General features: G+C 40.1%; 21 protein-coding genes and 1 riboswitch. Of the genes, 18 read left to right on the top strand and 3 right to left on the bottom strand.

Annotated features, from left to right (window positions below; all coding sequences use genetic code 11):
* Positions 1–119: 119 nt before the first annotated feature.
* On the top strand, positions 120–1016 hold the full coding sequence (locus BANA01_RS21600; protein WP_034672976.1) for a fumarylacetoacetate hydrolase family protein: 897 nt from the start codon (positions 120–122) through the stop codon (positions 1014–1016).
* Between the two features lie 56 nt (positions 1017–1072).
* Here the strand turns inward: BANA01_RS21600 and BANA01_RS21595 are convergent, their stop codons facing one another.
* The gene (locus BANA01_RS21595; protein ID WP_052106276.1) at positions 1073–2293 is read right to left on the bottom strand and encodes a TolB-like translocation protein; all 1221 of its coding nucleotides are present in this window, start codon (positions 2291–2293) and stop codon (positions 1073–1075) included.
* Between the two features lie 178 nt (positions 2294–2471).
* On the opposite strand from BANA01_RS21595, the gene BANA01_RS21590 reads away from it, so the two are divergent.
* From BANA01_RS21590 to purD, 16 genes are all read left to right on the top strand, one after another.
* Complete coding sequence (locus BANA01_RS21590) at positions 2472–2924, top strand: MarR family winged helix-turn-helix transcriptional regulator (RefSeq protein WP_034672973.1); 453 nt, start codon at positions 2472–2474, stop codon at positions 2922–2924.
* Between the two features lie 65 nt (positions 2925–2989).
* Positions 2990–3907, top strand: a complete 918-nt coding sequence (locus BANA01_RS21585; protein ID WP_034672968.1) for an alpha/beta fold hydrolase — start codon at positions 2990–2992, stop codon at positions 3905–3907.
* 143 nt (positions 3908–4050) lie between these two features.
* Positions 4051–4575, top strand: a complete 525-nt coding sequence (locus BANA01_RS21580; RefSeq protein ID WP_169803733.1) for a DUF2179 domain-containing protein — start codon at positions 4051–4053, stop codon at positions 4573–4575.
* Complete coding sequence (locus BANA01_RS21575) at positions 4572–4769, top strand: NETI motif-containing protein (RefSeq protein ID WP_063254700.1); 198 nt, start codon at positions 4572–4574, stop codon at positions 4767–4769. The genes BANA01_RS21580 and BANA01_RS21575 overlap by 4 nt, the downstream gene beginning before the upstream one ends.
* 85 nt (positions 4770–4854) lie before the next feature.
* A riboswitch (purine riboswitch) is annotated at positions 4855–4956 on the top strand.
* 274 nt (positions 4957–5230) lie between these two features.
* Positions 5231–5719: a 5-(carboxyamino)imidazole ribonucleotide mutase gene (gene purE, locus BANA01_RS21570; RefSeq protein WP_063254699.1), complete on the top strand. Its 489-nt coding sequence runs from the start codon at positions 5231–5233 to the stop codon at positions 5717–5719.
* Positions 5706–6857, top strand: coding sequence for a 5-(carboxyamino)imidazole ribonucleotide synthase (gene purK / locus BANA01_RS21565; protein ID WP_063254698.1), 1152 nt, complete (start codon positions 5706–5708; stop codon positions 6855–6857). The genes purE and purK overlap by 14 nt, the downstream gene beginning before the upstream one ends.
* On the top strand, positions 6854–8152 hold the full coding sequence (gene purB, locus BANA01_RS21560) for an adenylosuccinate lyase (RefSeq protein ID WP_063254697.1): 1299 nt from the start codon (positions 6854–6856) through the stop codon (positions 8150–8152). The genes purK and purB overlap by 4 nt, the downstream gene beginning before the upstream one ends.
* 76 nt (positions 8153–8228) lie before the next feature.
* Positions 8229–8942, top strand: coding sequence for a phosphoribosylaminoimidazolesuccinocarboxamide synthase (gene purC / locus BANA01_RS21555; RefSeq protein WP_063254696.1), 714 nt, complete (start codon positions 8229–8231; stop codon positions 8940–8942).
* Positions 8935–9189: a phosphoribosylformylglycinamidine synthase subunit PurS gene (purS, locus tag BANA01_RS21550; RefSeq protein ID WP_063254695.1), complete on the top strand. Its 255-nt coding sequence runs from the start codon at positions 8935–8937 to the stop codon at positions 9187–9189. Before purC ends, purS begins: the two co-directional genes overlap by 8 nt.
* Positions 9186–9869 carry a phosphoribosylformylglycinamidine synthase subunit PurQ gene (purQ, locus tag BANA01_RS21545; RefSeq protein WP_063254694.1) on the top strand — a complete coding sequence of 228 codons (684 nt, stop codon included), beginning with the start codon at positions 9186–9188 and terminating at the stop codon, positions 9867–9869. Before purS ends, purQ begins: the two co-directional genes overlap by 4 nt.
* Positions 9853–12081, top strand: coding sequence for a phosphoribosylformylglycinamidine synthase subunit PurL (purL, locus tag BANA01_RS21540; RefSeq protein ID WP_063254693.1), 2229 nt, complete (start codon positions 9853–9855; stop codon positions 12079–12081). The genes purQ and purL overlap by 17 nt, the downstream gene beginning before the upstream one ends.
* Entirely contained in the window at positions 12057–13463 is a 1407-nt protein-coding gene (gene purF / locus BANA01_RS21535) for an amidophosphoribosyltransferase (RefSeq protein WP_063254692.1), read from the top strand. Before purL ends, purF begins: the two co-directional genes overlap by 25 nt.
* Positions 13464–13474: 11 nt before the next feature.
* A complete protein-coding gene (purM, locus tag BANA01_RS21530; RefSeq protein ID WP_063254691.1) occupies positions 13475–14500 on the top strand; it encodes a phosphoribosylformylglycinamidine cyclo-ligase in 1026 nt (341 codons plus the stop codon).
* The gene (gene purN / locus BANA01_RS21525; RefSeq protein ID WP_063254690.1) at positions 14497–15099 is read left to right on the top strand and encodes a phosphoribosylglycinamide formyltransferase; all 603 of its coding nucleotides are present in this window, start codon (positions 14497–14499) and stop codon (positions 15097–15099) included. Before purM ends, purN begins: the two co-directional genes overlap by 4 nt.
* A complete protein-coding gene (gene purH / locus BANA01_RS21520; RefSeq protein WP_063254689.1) occupies positions 15074–16612 on the top strand; it encodes a bifunctional phosphoribosylaminoimidazolecarboxamide formyltransferase/IMP cyclohydrolase in 1539 nt (512 codons plus the stop codon). Before purN ends, purH begins: the two co-directional genes overlap by 26 nt.
* Positions 16613–16627: 15 nt before the next feature.
* Positions 16628–17899, top strand: a complete 1272-nt coding sequence (gene purD, locus BANA01_RS21515; RefSeq protein ID WP_063254688.1) for a phosphoribosylamine--glycine ligase — start codon at positions 16628–16630, stop codon at positions 17897–17899.
* On the opposite strand, the gene BANA01_RS30790 is transcribed toward purD, so the two are convergent.
* Both BANA01_RS30790 and BANA01_RS21510 read right to left on the bottom strand, forming a co-directional pair.
* The gene (locus BANA01_RS30790; RefSeq protein ID WP_326160974.1) at positions 17877–17966 is read right to left on the bottom strand and encodes an EYxxD motif small membrane protein; all 90 of its coding nucleotides are present in this window, start codon (positions 17964–17966) and stop codon (positions 17877–17879) included. The genes purD and BANA01_RS30790 overlap by 23 nt on opposite strands.
* A 316-nt stretch (positions 17967–18282) precedes the next feature.
* Positions 18283–18576, bottom strand: coding sequence for a YgaP family membrane protein (locus BANA01_RS21510; protein ID WP_063254687.1), 294 nt, complete (start codon positions 18574–18576; stop codon positions 18283–18285).
* Positions 18577–18743: 167 nt separating this feature from the next.
* Between BANA01_RS21510 and BANA01_RS21505 the strand changes: the two genes are divergently transcribed.
* Entirely contained in the window at positions 18744–20486 is a 1743-nt protein-coding gene (locus BANA01_RS21505; protein WP_063254686.1) for an adenine deaminase C-terminal domain-containing protein, read from the top strand.
* Positions 20487–20537: the final 51 nt, after the last annotated feature.

The raw sequence follows: 20537 nt of genomic DNA, 5'->3' as shown, positions 1-20537 counted from the left end.
ACACGAAGCACAACCTGATAAGGGTTGTGCTTTTTTGTATTTAACAAAAGAAGGATAAAAAGTATGTAATAGAGAACTCGTTGATAAGGCTGTATAAAACAAGGAGGATTAAATATTCAATGAAACTTGTAACCATTAAAAAAGAAGGAAAACAGGTGTTAGGAGTAAAAGTAGAGAATGGACTTATTGACCTGGAAGAGGCATTAAGGGTGAGACCAAATAGTCAAGTACATACAAATATTATGGAGGTAATCGCGGGTGGTAATGAGGTCATTTCTATACTTGAAGACTACATTAAAAATCTGCCAACTGAAAATCAAACACATTATATTATGGATGAAGAGAAGGTTGAATGGGGACCATGTGTTACGCAACCAAACAAGATTATATGTGTAGGTTTAAACTATCGTAAACATGCGGACGAAACAAAGTCGCCATATCCAAAAGAACCTGTATTATTTAGTAAATTTAATAATACATTAACAGGACATAAGTGTGAGATTGCTGTTCCAAGAGTGACCAAAAGGCTGGATTACGAAGTTGAGTTAGGGGTGGTAATTGGGAAGGAAGCGAAGGATGTTAGTAAGGAAAATGCATTAGATTATGTATTCGGCTATTGTACAGCGAATGATCTATCAGCACGGGACCTGCAGAAAAGATCAAACCAATGGTTACTCGGAAAAACATGTGATGACTTCAGTCCTATAGGGCCATATCTCGTAACCGCAGATGAAGTACGGGATCCTAACAATTTGCAGTTAAAAACATTTGTGAACGGGGAAATGCGTCAGGATTCCAATACATCAGATATGATTTTTGATGTAGATGAAATTGTCAGCTATATTTCACAGCACATGACCCTTACACCAGGTGATATCATTCTAACTGGAACTCCGGAGGGTGTTATCATAGGCTACCCATTGGAAAAACGGGTTTACTTGAAACCGGGTGATATAGTAACAGTTGAGGTTGAAAAGTTAGGTACATTGACCAATAAATTAGTTGAAGAAAAATAAAGTTTGGGTAAAGAGCCAGGCACTAAAGCCAGCCTGGCACTCCCAAAATGTATTAATTACCGCCCCGAGTATAAACTAAACACTTCATCCCAACTCCATTTTTCATAATAAGAACTCCCGAGGTTAATATCTTTTATCCAAGTCATCACTTTAGATTGATAGGTAGGAGAAAGCATAACATCTGCATTCTTTCGGTCCGTTCTAATCCAGAACAAATTATTCTTAACGATTTCTGGTCTAAAGTCTCCATCCTTTTCAGAAGGAACAGTGATTTGGGTTTGTTTATTATCTGACAGACTTAATTTATATAGGCTTGGCAATGCACTTTCGTCCAAGTCCCCAGAACCACTTTCCTTCAAACGTGACACGATTATGGTTCGATGATTTTGCCACGTCAAATCAAGGTCTACAAAACCCTTTGGGGTTAGAATAACATTTTTCATTGATGGGATTGTTAAAACCTTTAGTCTCTTGTTTATCGTCGCTTCTCGACCATCACCACTTATATATCCGAACAACGCATGATATGGTGCCCATTGGAGCCAAGCGGATTTATTTAACATTTCATCTATCTTTTTAAATGTTTTACCATTAGAAGAAAGAATGCATAAAGTGTTTCCATCAGCCGATAAGGAAGCGGTAGGGATTAACAAAAAGCTAATCCACTTCTTATCATTTGACCATTTAAATTCACTAGTAGAAGCATATAGTTCATTTTGGTCAAGTTTAACGGTATAAAAATCGTTAACAACAGGCATTTCTTTTTTTCCTAAGATAACTTTTGATAAAGTAATATCTGAATGAAGTTCAGGGCTTTTTTTAGTTGATATAAGTAAACCTTTACCGGATGGCAGCCAAGAAAAGTTTTCTATGTTTCGTGCTGCCTGCGTAAACTGGCCCAATTTGGCGGTATGTAAAATAACTAGATTTTTTGTAACCTGGAAACCAATCGTATTAGCATTTGGGGACCACTGAAAATTTACGTCAACATTCTCTTTAACTTTAAAATATCTATTGCTCTTTAAACTGTATAGCCAAAGATCCAAAATATCCCCTTCCTTTGCTCCCTTTAAATAAGCAACCCAGCTGCCATCGAATGACCACTTTGGATATCTTACATAACCAGTATCGGTAATCTGTATTTCTTTATCTTTCAACTTTATCCATAAATGATCGTCCCTTACAAAAGCGGCTTTCAAATTTTCCTGTGGTTCTGCGGAGGTAGAATTGGAATGGAAAGCAATTATCAGAAAAAACAAGAAAAGTATCTTCTTCATCATTACAGTCACCTGCCTTATATCTTTAAATCTTAGAATTCCCAATAATAGGTTAAAAGTATGTTTAATATTTTTATTTCTTAGTTTTCCGATTTTCTATTTCTTAATTTTATTTAATAATTAAGTTTGCTTAAATATTAACATTTATTTATAATGGTAATATGAAGAGGTGAAAGAAATGAACAAAGATTTAGAAATAATATGCAGTAAAATTGTAGATTACTCCAATGCCTTGAGTTCACTATTTTTAGAGGACTATAAAAAGTTAATTAACGATGAGTTTGCCGACCTATCAACAAAACAGCAAGTAATCTTAGAACTTTTGAGGGTGAAAACAAGAACCGTTAATGAAATTTCCCACTTTTTATCGATTACAGCCAGTGCAGCGAGTCAGCTCATTTCAAAGCTTGAAAAGCAGGATTATGTAAAAAGAGAGATAAATCCTGATAACCGCCGTGAAATTATCGTCCAACTAGGTGAAAAGGGCCATCACTATAATGAGATGATCGCAAAGAATCAACTCTTTATAATTGAAAAATATTATGCGCAATTGCCAAAAGATGATTTGGAAAAGCTATTAGACATCCATGAAAAACTCTATCATATTGCGGTTAAAGCACAGAAAGAATAAATTTTTTTAACTAATACTTAAGTGAGATTAACTATTAAAAGAATTAAATAATGGAGGAGAATTCGATGAGAGACCTTATGGTGCCGCTTAAAGATGGCAGAAGGTTGGCTGTGATTGAATATGGAGATCCAAAAGGGCTGCCAGTAATGTTTTTTCATGGGACACCAGGTTCACGGTTGCTTTTTCTTGAGGACGATGGAATATCAAAAACAGTAGGGATTCGATTGATATCGTTGGATCGTCCGGGCTTTGGATTATCTGACCCGAAACCAAATCGAACACTGCTGGATTGGGCTGACGACATAAACGAAGCAGCTGATTTTTTAAAGCTTGATAAGTTCTCGATTATTGGTGTTTCAGGCGGCGGGGCGTTTGCTGCATCCTGTGCCTATAAGCTCTCAGAAAGACTCCAATCAGTATCATTAGTAGCCAGCACGACTCCATTTGTAAATGGTAAGTCCCCTAAAGGTACCATGACAGCTAATAAAATCGCTTTTTTTCTAGCTAGAAAGGCACCGTGGCTTGTAAAAGCGAGCTATCGGATTACGAAAAGGCTGCTTGAAGAGCAGCCAGAAAAGTTCATGAAGCAAAACAAAAAGGGTAACAAGCATTTACATGAGTGGGATCGTCAATTTTTACAAACAGACGAACAGTTAAAAGGGCTGATGTTGCATTTGGGAGAAGCTTTTCGGATATCCGTGGATGAATGTGTGAATGAGCCTGTATTATTAACAAAGCCATGGGGATTCTCCTTTAAAGATATTACTGTTCCAATTGATGTGTGGCATGGAGTAGAGGATAGGATGGCCCCGGCTGCGGAAATGAGAAAAATCGCTTCGGCCATTCCGATTTGCTATACTCACTTTATTGCTGAGGCGGGACACTTTTTAACAGATGATGAACAAATTTGGAAGGACATACTGACAACTATTCTTGAACGTGCAAAAGAAAATCCTTCAATTTCACTCTCCTTAGTAAAATAATCCTAGTGAAGGGCCTGTCAAATGACGGGTCTTCTTCAATTTAAATGAAAAATTTAACCAAAAGGGTTACACTAACAAAAGAACAATACTAGAATTGGCTAGTATGAAAATGGGAGGTTAGGTCTTTGTTAGAAAATAGTTTTATGATGGTTTTAATTATCTTACTTATCAACATTGTTTATGTTTCATTTTTTACGATAAGAATGATTCTAACGTTAAAAGGTCAGCGTTATTTGGCTGCGGGCTTGAGTATGATTGAAGTTGTTATCTATGTTTTAGGTCTTGGTCTTGTTTTAAATAATCTTAATGAAATCCAAAATCTGATTGCTTACGCGATTGGTTATGGGATTGGGGTTATTGTCGGGATGAAAATAGAGGAAAAACTGGCATTAGGCTATATTACAGTTAATGTTATTACAAAAGAATATGATAAAGAATTGCCTAAAGTGTTAAGAGAAAAAGGTTACGGTGTAACAAACTGGGAAGCAAACGGGCTTGAGGGGAATCGGATGGCCTTACAAATCTTAACACCTAGAAAATTTGAACTGAAATTATATGACTTGATTAAATCATTGGATCCAAAAGCCTTTATTATTGTCTATGAACCAAAGTCAATACATGGAGGATTTTGGGTGAAATCTGTGAAGAAAGGGAAATTATTTTCATGAGTAAAAAGAAAATGCAATTTGAGGTACAAGAAAATGAAAGTATTGAAGATTGTTTAGAGCGGATGAAAAAACAGGGATATATACCGGTTCGAAGGACAGAAAAGCCAATTTTCCAAGAGGTAGTTAATGGAAAGGAAACTTCCTATGAACCGGTCGGAAGGCAGATTGTATTTGAAGCCATTAGCACTGAGTAAAAACGAACAATAATTTTCGAAGAAATAAAATCGTTCGTTTTTATTGACCATTTGCGTCTTAAAATGTAATATAAAGGTGTAAAAAAAATATATAACGTAACACCCTCGTATAATAATGGGAATATGGCCCATAAGTATCTACCCAATTACCGTAAATGATTGGACTATGAGGGGAAGTGGAAATGCCAGAAACGTTAACTTGTTTCATGGTCATTTACTGTGCCGATTTCAGCCCGGACAGACTGCTTTCTCTCATGAAATTGGGAAAGTATATCTGTTTTGGGCTTTTTATATTGGTAAAGTAAGAAAAAAGCGTAAGCGCCTTGAACAGGGGAAAACAGAAACTGCTTCTTTCCTAGGGTAAAATGAAGTCAATTTTACCTAAGGTATAAAATACAGTTCAATTTTTCCTAGGGGCTTATGACTGAAAGGCGCTGGAGCTAGAAAAAAGGAGAGAGAGTATGAATCCAAGTGTAGCGGTAATAATGGGGAGCAAATCAGATTGGGAAACGATGAAGCTTACTTGTGAAATCCTTGACCAGTTAGAGGTTCCTTATGAAAAAAAGGTGGTTTCAGCACACCGTACTCCTGATTTGATGTTTGAATTTGCTGAGAATGCTAGAGTAAGAGGAATTAAAGTAATCATCGCAGGTGCAGGCGGTGCTGCTCATCTGCCAGGAATGGTTGCCGCTAAAACGATATTACCAGTAATCGGCGTTCCTGTTCAATCGAGAGCACTGAATGGTATGGATTCTCTATTATCGATCGTGCAAATGCCAGCAGGGGTACCGGTGGCAACCGTTGCGATTGGTGCAGCAGGAGCAAAAAACGCAGGACTGCTGGCTGCTCAAATTGTATCCATTAACGATCCTAGCTTACAAGAGAGACTAGAGCAGGTCCGCAAAGAAGCTGAAGCAGCGGCTATAGAAAGTAGTGATGAGCTTGTCTAAAACGATTTTTCCAGGACAAACGATCGGAATTATAGGCGGAGGTCAGCTAGGCAGGATGATGGCACTTGCGGCCAGAGCAATGGGTTATCGAATTGCTGTATTAGATCCTGTAGAAGATTCACCGTGCGGCCAAGTGGCAGATTATAAGATTATCGGCAACTATGATGATCTGGCAGCCATTAGCCAACTAGCTGATGTCAGTGATGTCATTACCTACGAATTTGAAAATATTGACGCTGCGGCGCTTGAATGGCTTTGTGATCAGGCATATGTGCCACAGGGTAAAAGTTTACTTGAGATTACTCAGGACCGGGTGAAAGAAAAAGCGGCAATTGTAAATGCAGGTGTCCAGGTAGCACCATATGCAGTCATTAATTCCGTGAATGACCTTGTAGAAAATTGTGAACGACTTGGCTACCCTGTTGTATTAAAAACAGCACGGGGCGGCTACGACGGCAAAGGGCAAGTAGTTCTAAAAAATAGTCAGGATATTGAAAAGGCTCAAGTACTTCTTGAGTACGGACAATGTATCTTGGAAAAATGGATTTCTTTTACGAAAGAAATTTCAGTGATTATTACTAGAAATCCAAATGGCGAAACAGCAGTATTTCCGGTTGGAGAAAATATTCATCAGGATAATATCCTACACCAAACGATTGTTCCTGCACGTATTAGTAAACTAGCGGAGGATAAAGCAATTCAATCGGCGGTACAACTTGCTAATGCATTTGAGTTAGTAGGGACATTAGCGGTTGAAATGTTTTTATCAGCGGGGGATAAGATATACATAAATGAACTCGCTCCTAGACCGCATAATTCAGGGCATTATACGATTGAAGCATGTGAAACTTCACAATTCGAGCAGCATATCAGGGCTGTGTGTAACTTGCCCCTCGGTAAGACAGAGCTATTAAAGCCAGCGGTGATGGTTAACATATTAGGAGAGCATGTTCAAAACGTGTTAGAAACATTAACAAACGTACCGGATTGGAAAGTTCATTTATATGGTAAAAAAGAGGCTAAATTTAAGAGAAAGATGGGGCATGTAACGATTCTTTGTGATACGGTTGATACTGTCCTTGAAGATGTGGCTAACAGTAACATCTGGGAAGAAAAAAGTCTGGAGGCAAAAAGATGATTGATCGTTATACAAGACCTGAAATGGGTGCGATTTGGACAGAGGAAAACCGCTTTAAAGCTTGGCTGGAGGTTGAAATCCTTGCTTGTGAAGCATGGGCTGAGTTAGGTGAAATTCCGAAAGAAGACGTAAAGAAGCTTCGTGAAAATGCATCTTTTAATATTGACCGGATTAAAGAAATTGAAGAAGAAACTAGACATGATGTTGTTGCCTTTACGCGCGCAGTATCCGAGACATTAGGGGAAGAACGCAAGTGGGTACATTACGGATTAACTTCAACAGATGTAGTGGATACGGCTTTATCTTACTTATTAAAACAAGCTAATGTAATTATCCGGAAGGACCTTGAAAACTTTATTGAAATTTTAAAGAACAAGGCAATTGAGCATAAATTTACTGTTATGATGGGACGTACTCACGGAGTACATGCGGAACCAACAACATTCGGCTTAAAGCTTGCTCTTTGGTACGAAGAAATGAAACGAAACCTGGAACGTTTTAATCAAGCAGCTGCCGGTGTTGAGTTTGGGAAGATTTCCGGGGCAGTTGGAACATACGCCAACATCAACCCGTTTGTTGAACAATATGTGTGTGAAAAACTTGGCACTCAGCCTGCAACGATCTCAACCCAAACCTTGCAGCGCGACCGTCACGCACACTATATGTCTACTCTTGCATTGATTGCTACTTCGATTGAAAAATTTGCTGTGGAAGTGCGCGGATTACAAAAAAGCGAAACGCGTGAAGTAGAAGAGTTTTTTGCAAAAGGACAAAAAGGTTCATCTGCAATGCCTCATAAACGAAACCCAATTGGGTCTGAAAATATGACAGGTTTGGCACGCGTCATTCGAGGCTATATGATGACAGCCTATGAAAATGTTCCACTATGGCATGAGCGCGATATCTCCCACTCTTCTGCGGAGCGGATCATTTTACCGGATGCAACAATTGCCTTGAACTACATGTTAAATCGTTTTGGTAACATCATTAAAAACTTAACCGTTTATCCGGAAAACATGAAACGTAACATGGACCGGACGCTTGGTTTGATTTATTCCCAGAGAGTTCTTTTAGCGCTGATTGACAAAGGTTTATCTCGTGAAGAGGCATATGATACCGTTCAGCCAAAAACAGCGGAATCATGGGAAAATCAAGTTCCATTCCGCGGTTTGATCGAAGAAGAACCAAAAATTACAAGCCTGCTTTCTGCAGAAGAAATTGCGGACTGCTTCGATTACAACTATCACCTTCAGCATGTTAATACGATTTTTGAACGATTAGGGTTGAACGACTAAAAAATAGAAGGGGTGCACGAGCACCCCTTACTTATCAAAAAGATTCCCAATATTGGCAATTTAGGAGGCATTCTTTATGAGAGAACTTCTTTATGAAGGAAAAGCGAAGCGAATTTTTAGTACAGATGATGAACAAACTGTTTTGATTGAATATAAGGATTCGGCAACTGCTTTCAACGGGCAAAAGAAGGCAGATATTACCGGTAAAGGGCGTTTAAATAACGAAATTACTAGTTTGCTATTTTTAAACCTTCAAGCACAGGGCATCCCGTCGCATTTTATTAAGCGTATTTCAGAAACCGAGCAGCTGGTGAAAAGGGTAACCATTATCCCGCTTGAAGTTGTCGTTCGCAATATTGCTGCAGGAAGTCTTTCAAAAAGATTAGGAATCGAGGAAGGTAAAGAATTATCAAAGCCGCTTGTAGAGTTTTATTTAAAAAATGACGATCTTGGCGACCCATTACTAACTACTGAACATATTTACGAATTGAACTTAGCAACAGAAGAGGAACTAACCGTCCTAAAAGAGAAGGCATTAAAAATTAATACAGTTTTATCAAGCTTTTTTAACGAATTAGGGATTAATCTTATAGACTTCAAACTTGAGTTTGGAAAAGACGCTGAAGGCAGCATTTTATTAGCGGATGAGATTTCACCAGACACTTGTAGACTTTGGGACAAAAAGACAAATGAAAAGCTCGATAAAGATGTATTCCGTCGTGACCTTGGTAGTTTAACAGAAGCATATGAAAACATATTAGCTAGATTAGGGGGAAAACAGCATGTTTAAGGTAAAGGTATATGTCACGTTAAGAGAAAGTGTATTAGATCCACAAGGTAAGGCAGTAACTCATTCTCTGCATTCATTAAATTATCCGGAAGTATCCGATGTACGAATCGGTAAATATATGGAACTAACGATCGAAAAATCAGAGCGCGACCTTGATGAAGTAATCAATGAGATTTGCAGCAAGCTATTAGCAAATACAGTCATTGAAGACTACCGGTATGAAGTAGAGGAGTGTGTTCCTCAGTGAAGTTTGCAGTCATCGTTTTTCCGGGATCTAACTGTGACGTAGATATGTACCATGCGATTAAGGATGAACTTGGAGAACAGGTTGAATATGTGTGGCATGATACTGAGAGCTTAGATGAGTTTGATGGAATCTTACTTCCTGGCGGTTTCTCATACGGTGATTATCTACGTACAGGAGCCATTGCCCGTTTTAGTAAAGTCATGCAGGCAGTTGTAAAAGCAGCAGAAGCAGGGAAACCGATTTTAGGTGTCTGCAACGGATTTCAAATTCTTTTGGAAGCAGGATTACTGCCTGGTGCCATGAGACGAAATGAAAGTCTATCATTTATCTGTAAACCAGTTGATTTAAAGGTAGTGAACAATCAGACGATGTTTTCAACCGCCTATACGCAAGAAGAAACGATTTCAATCCCTGTCGCTCATGGTGAAGGAAACTACTATTGCGACGAAGAAACGCTTGCTGCGCTTAAAGAAAATAACCAAATCGTTTTTACTTACCAAGATAACCCGAACGGAAGTTTAGAAGATATAGCAGGAATTATCAATGAAAAAGGAAATGTCCTTGGGATGATGCCACACCCTGAAAGAGCCGTTGATGAGTTACTAGGCGGAGCAGATGGACTAAAATTATTTCAATCGATTGTAAGAAGCTGGAGGGAAGCAAATGTTGTTAAAGCATGAACCAAGACCAGATCAAGTAAAGGCAGAAAAACTTTATCAGCAAATGGGCTTATCCGATGAAGAATTTACCCTGATTGAAAACATTCTTGGACGGACACCGAATTACACTGAAACAGGCCTTTTCTCAGTAATGTGGTCTGAGCACTGTAGTTATAAAAACTCAAAACCGGTTCTAAGAAAATTTCCAACGACAGGTGAGCGTGTTCTTCAGGGTCCTGGAGAAGGGGCAGGAATTGTCGATATCGGTGACAATCAAGCGGTTGTATTTAAAATCGAAAGCCATAACCACCCATCAGCGATCGAGCCATATCAAGGGGCGGCTACAGGTGTTGGCGGGATTATCCGTGATATTTTTTCAATGGGTGCACGTCCTATCGCACTATTAAACTCACTTCGTTTCGGAGAACTTGATGAATCTGCTAGAGTACGCTACTTATTCAAAGAAGTTGTTGCCGGAATCGCTGGCTACGGTAACTGTATCGGAATCCCGACGGTTGGCGGCGAAATTCAATTTGAGCCATGTTACGAAGGCAATCCGTTAGTAAACGCCATGTGTGTCGGCTTAATTGACCATAAAGATATTAAAAAAGGTCTTGCACAAGGTGTTGGCAATACGGTGATGTATGTTGGAGCGAAAACAGGTCGTGATGGAATTCATGGTGCAACCTTTGCTTCGGAAGAATTAACAGAACAGTCTGATGAAAACCGCCCGGCGGTTCAAGTGGGCGACCCATTCATGGAAAAACTTTTACTAGAAGCCTGCCTTGAATTGATTCAATCTGACGCCCTTGTCGGTATTCAGGATATGGGTGCTGCCGGTTTAACAAGTTCTTCAGCAGAAATGGCAAGTAAAGCTGGAATGGGTATAGAAATGAATTTAGACCTTGTTCCACAACGTGAAACAGGTATGACGGCATATGAAATGATGCTTTCAGAATCACAGGAGCGTATGCTGATTGTTGTTACAAAGGGAAGAGAACAGGAAATTCAAGATCTATTTACAAAATACGATCTTGAAGCAGTAGCGATCGGTACAGTGACAGATGATAAAAAACTACGTCTTGTGCACCATGGCGAAATCGTGGCAGATGTTCCAGTAGATGCGTTAGCTGAGGACGCGCCTGTATATCATAAGCCATCAAAAGAACCAATGTACTATCAGGAATTCCAAGCACTAGATGTGGAAGTCCCACAGGTTGGAGATTTAAAAGAAACATTAAAACAAATTATCAGTCAGCCTACAATCGCAAGCAAGGAATGGGTTTATAATCAGTACGATTATATGGTACGTACGAATACAGTCGTTGCACCTGGATCTGACGCCTCTGTTGTCAGAATCCGTGGAACCCGTAAGGCATTGGCGATGACGACTGATTGTAACTCACGCTATGTGTTTTTAGACCCTGAAGTTGGCGGCGCAATTGCGGTTGCTGAAGCAGCACGAAATATTGTTTGTTCGGGTGCGGAACCATTAGCGATTACTGACAACCTTAACTTTGGAAATCCCGAAAAGCCAGAAGTGTTCTGGCAGATTGAAAAAGCAGCAGATGGAATCAGCGAGGCTTGCCGTGTTCTTAATACTCCAGTTATAGGCGGTAACGTCTCTTTATATAACGAAACAAGCGGAACTGCGATTTACCCAACACCAGTCATTGGAATGGTTGGCTTAGTCACTGACCTTGATCATATTACAACTCAAAACTTTAAGACTAGTGGAGACCTTATTTACTTAGTCGGCGAAACAAAACCAGAATTTGGAGGCAGTGAGTTACAGAAACTGCAAAACGGCCGGATTTTTGGTAAAGCTCCAGAACTTAATGTTCAACTAGAAAAGGAAAGACAGGATCAAGTGTTGGCTGCTATTCGTGCAGGAGTGGTTCAATCGGCACACGACCTATCTGAAGGCGGTCTAGGTGTAGCGGTTGCTGAAAGTCTTTTTGGCCAAGAACAGCTTGGGGCAGCTATCACAATCGAAGGTAACCCAGTAACTGCTTTATTCAGTGAAACACAATCCCGTTTCTTATTAACAGTGAAAAAAGAACATCAATCAGCGTTTGAAAGTTTAGTAGCTGCAAGACTGATTGGTGAGGTAAATGATACAGCCGTTTTAAAGGTGAATGCTGAGAATAACACGATTTTAGAAGCTTCAGTAAACGAATTAAAGGATGCCTGGAAAGGAGCTATTCCATGCTTGCTGAAATCAAGGGGTTAAACGAAGAATGCGGAGTTTTTGGTGTCTTTGGACATCCAGATTCCGCACAGCTTACCTATTACGGACTCCACAGCCTGCAACATCGTGGTCAGGAGGGTACGGGTATTGTCGTATCCAACGGGGAAAAGCTTAGTGTTGTGAAAGGTGAAGGACTAGTTTCGGAAATTTTCACAGCTGACGTGATGGAAAAATTAAAGGGTACGTCTGCAATTGGGCATGTTCGCTATGCTACAGCTGGGGGCGGCGGTTATGAGAACGTCCAGCCCTTGCTGTTCCATTCTCAAACTGGAAGCCTGGCACTTGCTCATAATGGTAATTTAGTAAATGCCAATTTCTTAAAACATCAGCTTGAAGCACAAGGAAGTATTTTTCAAACAAGCTCTGACACAGAAGTATTAGCTCATTTAATTAGGAGAAGTGGTTATCCCCAGTTGAAGGATCAGGTAAAAAATGCGCTTTCGATGTTAAAAGGTGCCTATGCCTATTTAATTTTAACAGAGAAGGAATTAATGGTTGCTCTCGATCCTCATGGATTAAGACCACTTTCACTTGGCTGTCTTGGAGAGGCCTATGTGGTTGCTTCTGAGACCTGCGCCTTTGATGTTGTTGGAGCAGAATACATCCGTGATATCAGACCTGGAGAATTATTAATCATCAATGAAGAGGGAATCACCTCAGAACAATTTGCGTTTAACTCGACAAAGTCCATTTGTGCGATGGAATATGTTTATTTTTCAAGACCTGATAGTAATATCCAAGGAATCAATGTTCATACAGCCCGTAAAAACATGGGGAAAAGATTGGCAGTAGAGGCACCTATTGAAGCAGATGTAGTAACTGGCGTTCCAGATTCTAGTATCTCTGCTGCGATAGGATATGCCGAATCGGCAGGTATTCCTTATGAAATGGGATTAATTAAGAACAAATATGTCGGCAGGACCTTCATTCAGCCAACCCAAACGTTACGGGAGCAGGGTGTGAAGATGAAGCTGTCTGCAGTTCGCGGCGTTGTTGAAGGAAAACGTGTGGTTATGGTGGATGATTCTATTGTCCGAGGAACGACGAGCAGAAGAATTGTAAACCTGTTAAAAGAGGCAGGAGCAACAGAGGTACACGTTGTGATCAGTTCACCTCCAATAAAAAATCCATGTTTCTATGGAATTGATACATCATCTAAAGAAGAATTGATCGCTTCAGATAAATCAGTGGAAGAAATTAGGCAGTTGATTGGTGCAGATTCTCTTACGTTCCTAAGTACGGAAGGAATGGTAGGAGCAATCATGAAAACTGAAGGAACAAATGGTTTCTGCCTTGGCTGCTTTACAGGAGACTATCCAACAGAAATTTATCCGGACACACTCCAATATTACTATCAAAAATAGGGGGGACCATCATGGCGAATGCTTATACACAGGCAGGGGTAAACATCGAAGCAGGCTATGAAGCTGTTGAGAGAATGAAAAAGCATGTACAAAAAACAGCCAGAGCTGGCGTAATAGGTGGTCTCGGCGGTTTTGGCGGTATGTTTGATCTATCATCGTTGAATTTGAAAGAACCAGTTCTAGTATCAGGAACGGATGGCGTAGGTACAAAGCTGATGATTGCATTTTGGATGGATCAGCATGAAACAATCGGCATTGACGCAGTAGCAATGTGTGTCAACGATATCGTTGTTCAAGGCGCAGAGCCAGTGTTCTTTTTAGACTATATTGCTACCGGAAAAGCAAAGCCTGAAAAGATTGAAGCGATTGTCAAGGGCATAGCTGATGGATGTGAGCAGGCTGGCTGTGCACTGATCGGCGGAGAAACAGCTGAAATGCCTGGATTATATAGTGAAAATGAGTATGATTTAGCAGGATTTACGGTTGGCGCATGTGAAAAAAGTCAATTGATTACAGGGGAAACCATTCAGGCTGGCGATGTGTTAATCGGATTAGCTTCAAGCGGAATCCACAGCAATGGTTATTCACTCGTAAGAAAGGTGTTTAACAATTGGGCGCTAACAGAATATGTTGACGAGCTTGGCTGCACCTTAGGAGAAGAGTTATTAAAACCAACGAAAATCTATGTTAAACCAATTCTTTCAGCATTGAAGAAGTTCAACCTAAAAGGAATGGCTCACATTACCGGAGGCGGTTTTATTGAGAATATCCCTCGGATGCTTCCTAATGGACTTGGAGCAGCCATCTTTGAAAAAAGCTGGGACATCCCGCCGATTTTTAATTTAATTACAACAGTTGGACAAATTGACCAACTGGAAATGTATAATATCTTTAATATGGGTATCGGCATGGTGATTGCAGTGGATAAGGATATCGCTGCAGACGTGATGGATCATTTAAAGCAATGCGGAGAAACTGCCTATGAAATTGGTGTTGTAACGGCAGAAGAAGGCATTACAATCGGTGGCCGCCGATGAGAAAGATTGCTGTTTTTGCCTCAGGAAACGGAAGCAATTTTCAAGCGATTATTGATGTAGTACAAACTGGAGAGCTAAAAGCGGATATAGCTCTTCTTGTTTGTGATAAGCCAGGTGCTTTTGCTATTGAGCGGGCAAATGCCGCCCGTATCCCGACATTTTCTTTTAATCCAAAGGAATTTAGCTCCAAAGAAGCGTATGAAAAAGTCATTACGGAGCAATTAACGAGTTATGGTGTAGAATTTATCGTGCTTGCAGGTTACATGAGGCTAATAGGTCCAACCTTGCTTGGTGAATATGCTGGACGTATTATTAATATACATCCTTCACTACTTCCAGATTTTCCAGGTAAAGACGCAATCGGTCAAGCATTAGCTGCAAAAGCAGAATGGAGCGGAGTGACCATCCACTACGTTGATGAAGGAATGGACACTGGACCGATTATTGTACAGGAACGCGTTCGGATAAGTGAAAAGGAAACAAGAGAGAGTCTGCAACGGAAAATACAAGGTATCGAGCATAAGCTATATCCATCTATCCTGCAAATGCTGTTAACGAGAGGGGAAGTTCAACATGACGAAAAAGCGCGCACTTATTAGTGTTTCCGATAAAAATGGTATTTCTGATTTTGCAAAAGAATTAGTCAGCTTAGGTTTTGAAATTATTTCAACAGGCGGAACGAAAAAGACTCTTCAAGAACAAGGCATTCCCGTTCTCGGTGTGAGTGATGTTACCGGCTTTCCAGAAATATTAGAAGGACGTGTAAAAACGTTAAATCCGTTCATTCATGGAGGCTTGCTAGCTAAACATGATGACGAACAACACCAAAAGCAGCTCCAAGAACATAGTATTGATCCGATTCAAATTGTTTGTGTAAACCTTTATCCGTTTCAACAAACGATTGCAAAACCAGATGTAACAACGGAGGACGCGATTGAAAATATCGATATCGGCGGGCCGGCGATGTTACGTGCTTCAGCAAAAAATCATCAATATGTAACAGTGGTTGTTGACCCTGTTGACTATAGTAAGGTGATTGAGGAATTAAAGGCAGATGGTAAAACGACGCTAGAAACACGTAGAAAACTTGCGGCAAAGGTTTACCGTCACACAGCTGCTTATGACGCATTAATTGCCGAATACATGACAGAGCTAGCGCAGGAAGAAACACCTGAAAAATTAACCGTTACATATGAGCTAAAGCAGTCGCTCCGTTACGGCGAAAATCCGCACCAAAAAGCTGCATTTTATAAAAAACCACTTGGTTCCACGTTCTCCATCGCTAATGCAGAGCAGCTTCATGGTAAAGAGCTTTCTTATAATAATATTAATGACGCCGACGCTGCATTGCAGATTGTGAAAGAATTTACAGAGCCTGCAGCGGTTGCGGTGAAGCATATGAACCCATGCGGTATTGGTACTGGAACAAATAGTTTTGCTGCTTTCGAAAAAGCTTTTGCTGCTGATCCTGTTTCAATTTTTGGTGGAATTATTGCCTTTAATAGTGAAGTGGATGCACAGACAGCTGGCAAGCTTCATGAGATTTTCTTAGAAATCATTATTGCTCCTTCATTCTCTGAGGAAGCATTATCAATATTAACAGCAAAAAAGAACTTACGTTTATTAACAATTCCATTTTCAGGTGCAAAGAAACCAGAAATGAAGTTAACAACAATCGAAGGCGGACTGCTTGCGCAGGAACAAGATCGCTTTACATTAGAAAATGCTACAATCTCTGTACCAACAAAGAGACAGCCAACGGAGCAAGAGTGGGAAGCATTAAAGCTTGGCTGGAAGGTAGTAAAACATGTTAAATCAAATGCCATTGTCGTGACGAAAGAGGATATGACAATTGGAATTGGTGCAGGTCAAATGAACCGGGTAGGTGCCGCTGAAATCGCCTTAAAACAAGCAGGTGAAAAAGCAGCAGGGGCAGCACTCGCTTCCGACGCCTTTTTCCCAATGGATGACACCGTTGAGGCAGCTGCAAAAGCAGGAATCACTGCAATCATTCAGCCTGGCGGTTCCATCCGCGATGAGGATTCCATCAAAAAAGCGGATGAATACGGAATTGCTATGGTCTTTACCGGAGTTAGACATTTTAAACATTAAAATGAGGTGGAATGGATGAAGGTTCTTATCATTGGCCGAGGCGGAAGAGAGCATGCATTGTGCCGAAAGGTAAGCGAAAGCACGCTTGTGGAGAAGGTGTTTGTGGCTCCTGGTAACCACGGAATGGAAGAAGTTGCAGAACGTGTGGCAATCGACGAAAGTAACCATGAACAACTAATTCAATTTGCGACAGAACAGGAAATAGGTCTAACGATTATCGGGCCAGAAGTACCTTTACTAGAAGGGTTAGCAGATAAATTTGAAGCTGAAGGTCTGGCAGTGTTCGGACCACGTAAATTGGCAGCCGAAATCGAAGGAAGTAAATCGTTCGCAAAGGAAATCATGAGGAAATATGAGATTCCTACTGCAGATTATGCCGTATTTACCAATTATGAGGAAGCCAAGAAGTATATTGAAGAAAAAGGCGCGCCTATCGTCATCAAAGCTGATGGATTAGCAGCAGGTAAGGGCGTGACAGTAGCATTAACACTTGAAGAGGCATTACAAAGTACAGAAGAAATGCTCGTTGGACAAAAGTTTGGTGACGCATCATCACGAGTGGTGATTGAAGAGTTTTTAAGCGGTGAAGAATTTTCTCTTATGGCATTCGTGAATGGCGAAGTGGTTATACCGTTAGAAATCGCGCAAGATCATAAACGTGCTTTTGATGGTGATAACGGTCCTAATACAGGTGGAATGGGTGCATATTCTCCTGTTCCGCATATTGCCCATGAAACAGTTGAAACAGCAATCGAAACAATCCTTATACCTGCAGCGAAAGCAATGGTTCAAGAGGGAAGAAGCTTTTGTGGAATTTTATATGCAGGGTTAATTGCAAGTGAAAAAGGGCCAAAGGTGATCGAGTTTAATGCCCGCTTTGGTGACCCCGAAACACAAGTAATTTTACCAAGGTTAAAATCTGATTTGGTTCAGACTATCTTAGCTATTTTAGACGGCGGCACCCCAGAGTTAGTTTGGGATGAACAATCAATGATTGGCGTTGTGGTTGCGGCTAAAGGCTATCCAGAGCAATATGATAAGGGTGCTGTTCTAAAAGGATTGGCGGACTTTTCTAATGAAGTCTATACCTTCCATGCAGGAACAAATAAAAATGGTTTAGGTGAATTTGAAACCGCAGGAGGCCGGGTTCTCTTAGTTGGTGCAAAAGCAGATAATTTAAAGGAAGCGCAGGATATTGTCTACCAAGAGCTGGATAAACTAAAATGTGACGGAGTTTTTTATCGAAAAGATATTGGCTTTAAGGCTATCGGGCGCGTCTTCTGTTAGAGCGGCGGATAAACACAAACAGAAGAGCAACAATACCACCGATTAAGCTAATAAGCACGAACGACATATCTAATAAATATTCCCAAAACATGACAGATTACCTTCCTTTCAAGGGCTGACCAAACACGGTCAGCCCGTTTATTTTTTGGTTTGTCGGTTAAACATTCATAAACCCCAAGAAGGGTAACAAATAGCGTCTATTCCTATTCGTTACCGTAAGCCCAAATAGTCGGGGGAGAAGGGCACGAATAACGTCTATTCGTTACCGTGAACGTAAAAAGTCGTGGAAGAAGGGCACGAATAGAGTTTATTCGTTACCACAAACCCCAAAAAGCTGAGGATAAGGGCACGAATAGCGTCTAACTATCGGAAATCATAAAAGATTAAGTCGGGTTATATGGCAGCACTTCATCAACATCGCCATTGTCTGCCCCATCACCAAGTGCCAATACCGGTTTTTCCTGTTCCATTTCCTGATATCTTTCAAATAGCGCTGTCACAGGGCAAAAACGAACGATTCCCTCTGCCACCTTCATTGCGCCGCATATCGCAATAAATAAATAGGAATCTCTCCAAGGAAACTTCACCATTTTTGCTGTACTCCAAGATAGGACGGTAAGCCCAATTGTAATCCTTATTAATGCATTCAGAATCCCGATATTTTTAGTAATGTTCACATTGTTCACTCCTTCACAATATTTTTACAGGAATTATCCAATTCTTTAATGCGTTAAAAAGTAAAGTATGTTAGTATAGAGATAAACTAATTTTTGTAAGGGCTTTCTTTATTGAGAAATCAACATTCTTACTAGATAAATAGCTTCTTAGAAAGGGAGGGTATCGTATGCTCGATCAACGTTTTCGATGGAAAAACAAACATTTACGCATGCATGTATCCGTTTTAGATGGAAAAACTTCACCAACCATTTTATTAAAAAATGCCTTATATTTAAATCAGACATTTCGCCAGTGGATGCGCGCGAATATTTGGATATATGAAGATCGGATTGTATATGTTGGCGAAAATTTACCGCCAAAAGTGGAAAACTGTGAGATCATTGATTGTACAAATGAAATTCTTGTTCCTGGGTATATCGAGCCACATGCCCATCCTTATCAATTATATAATCCCCATACGCTGGCGGCTTATGCATCCCAGTTTGGGACAACGACCCTAATCAATGACAACATGTCCTTGATTATGAATTTAAAGAAAAAGGAAGCGTTTTCTTTATTAAAGGACTTGCGATCCATACCTACAACCATGTTCTGGTGGTGCCGGTTTGATCCGCAAACGGAAATTCTAAATGAAGAAGATGTATTTTCACATAGCAATATAAAATCGTGGTTAGAGCATGACGCTGTTCTTCAAGGCGGTGAATTGACTGGATGGCCAAAATTATTAGACGGCGATGATATGATGCTGCATTGGATACAAGAAGCAAAACGAATGCACAAAAAGATTGAAGGACATTTTCCTGGTGCTTCCGAGAAAACATTAGCGAAAATGATGCTGTTAGGTTCAGATAGTGATCATGAGGCAATGACAGGTGAAGAAGTATATAACCGACTAATGCAGGGCTATATGGTTTCACTTAGATATTCTTCTATACGTCCTGATCTGCCGGAATTACTGGATGATATGAAACGATTAGGAATTGAAGCTTATGATCGTTTGATGTTTAACACAGATGGTTCAACATCCACATTTTATGAACAAGGTATCACGGATCAAATGATTCGCATCGCCATTGAAAAAGGCGTACCACTTATTGACGCCTATAACATGGCTACAGTAAATATTGCACGATATTACAATATTGATCATTTGCATGGCAATATTGCAACTGGACGTGTTGCAAACATCAACTTCTTATCAAGTATCGAGAACCCGACACCTCATTCTGTGCTGGCAAAAGGTAAATGGGTAAAACGTGAAGGACAAGTGGTCGAGGCTTATCACTCGATTAATTGGGCTGATTACGGTCTAAAGCCAATGGAACTGGACTGGAATCTAAGCATTGATGATTTACAATTTTCAATGCCGTTTGGGATTAAGATGGAGAATTCAGTCATTACGAAACCATATTCCATTGCGATTGACGCCTCATATGATGAATTGTCAACAGACCATGACGAATGCTATTTTACCCTTCTGGACAGGAACGGCAAGTGGAGGATAAATACATTATTAAAAGGATTTGCTACGAATCTTTCTGCATTGGCAAGTTCATTTTCCAATACAGGTGACATTATCTTAATTGGAAAAAATAAACGTGATATGCTTACTGCCTTTGAGAGAATGAAGGAGTTAGGCGGCGGTATTGTTATGGTCGAGGAAGAGCAAGTGGTATGTGAGATTCCATTAAAACTTAACGGAATTATGTCAAACCTTCCGCTTAAGGAATTAATCGACGAAGAAAAGAAATTATTAGTTGAATTGAAGGATCGCGGGTATTCCTTCTCAGATCCTGTGTACAGTTTATTATTTTTTTCGGCAACTCATTTACCTTATATTCGAATCACCCAACAGGGTATGTACGATGTAATGAACAAAACTGTTCTCTTTCCGTCGATAATGCGTTAAACTATAAAAGTAAATTAATTGGATAATTCCGCTTCTGAGGGAAGACGATAG

Source organism: Neobacillus niacini NBRC 15566, assembly GCF_001591505.1.
GTDB classification, from domain to species: domain Bacteria; phylum Bacillota; class Bacilli; order Bacillales; family Cytobacillaceae; genus Neobacillus; species Neobacillus niacini.
This window is presented reverse-complemented; position numbering and strand designations above follow the sequence as displayed.

Excerpts from the sequence above, each read along its gene's own strand:
- BANA01_RS21600 (WP_034672976.1), top strand. The coding sequence starts at position 120 with ATGAAACTTGTAACCATTAAAAAAGAAGGAAAACAGGTGTTAGGAGTA.
- BANA01_RS21595 (WP_052106276.1), bottom strand. The coding sequence starts at position 2,293 with ATGAAGAAGATACTTTTCTTGTTTTTTCTGATAATTGCTTTCCATTCC.
- BANA01_RS21590 (WP_034672973.1), top strand. The coding sequence starts at position 2,472 with ATGAACAAAGATTTAGAAATAATATGCAGTAAAATTGTAGATTACTCC.
- BANA01_RS21585 (WP_034672968.1), top strand. The coding sequence starts at position 2,990 with ATGAGAGACCTTATGGTGCCGCTTAAAGATGGCAGAAGGTTGGCTGTG.
- BANA01_RS21580 (WP_169803733.1), top strand. The coding sequence starts at position 4,051 with ATGATGGTTTTAATTATCTTACTTATCAACATTGTTTATGTTTCATTT.
- BANA01_RS21575 (WP_063254700.1), top strand. The coding sequence starts at position 4,572 with ATGAGTAAAAAGAAAATGCAATTTGAGGTACAAGAAAATGAAAGTATT.
- purE (WP_063254699.1), top strand. The coding sequence starts at position 5,231 with ATGAATCCAAGTGTAGCGGTAATAATGGGGAGCAAATCAGATTGGGAA.
- purK (WP_063254698.1), top strand. The coding sequence starts at position 5,706 with ATGAGCTTGTCTAAAACGATTTTTCCAGGACAAACGATCGGAATTATA.
- purB (WP_063254697.1), top strand. The coding sequence starts at position 6,854 with ATGATTGATCGTTATACAAGACCTGAAATGGGTGCGATTTGGACAGAG.
- purC (WP_063254696.1), top strand. The coding sequence starts at position 8,229 with ATGAGAGAACTTCTTTATGAAGGAAAAGCGAAGCGAATTTTTAGTACA.
- purS (WP_063254695.1), top strand. The coding sequence starts at position 8,935 with ATGTTTAAGGTAAAGGTATATGTCACGTTAAGAGAAAGTGTATTAGAT.
- purL (WP_063254693.1), top strand. The coding sequence starts at position 9,853 with ATGTTGTTAAAGCATGAACCAAGACCAGATCAAGTAAAGGCAGAAAAA.
- purF (WP_063254692.1), top strand. The coding sequence starts at position 12,057 with ATGCTTGCTGAAATCAAGGGGTTAAACGAAGAATGCGGAGTTTTTGGT.
- purM (WP_063254691.1), top strand. The coding sequence starts at position 13,475 with ATGGCGAATGCTTATACACAGGCAGGGGTAAACATCGAAGCAGGCTAT.
- purN (WP_063254690.1), top strand. The coding sequence starts at position 14,497 with ATGAGAAAGATTGCTGTTTTTGCCTCAGGAAACGGAAGCAATTTTCAA.
- purH (WP_063254689.1), top strand. The coding sequence starts at position 15,074 with ATGACGAAAAAGCGCGCACTTATTAGTGTTTCCGATAAAAATGGTATT.
- purD (WP_063254688.1), top strand. The coding sequence starts at position 16,628 with ATGAAGGTTCTTATCATTGGCCGAGGCGGAAGAGAGCATGCATTGTGC.
- BANA01_RS30790 (WP_326160974.1), bottom strand. The coding sequence starts at position 17,966 with ATGTCGTTCGTGCTTATTAGCTTAATCGGTGGTATTGTTGCTCTTCTG.
- BANA01_RS21505 (WP_063254686.1), top strand. The coding sequence starts at position 18,744 with ATGCTCGATCAACGTTTTCGATGGAAAAACAAACATTTACGCATGCAT.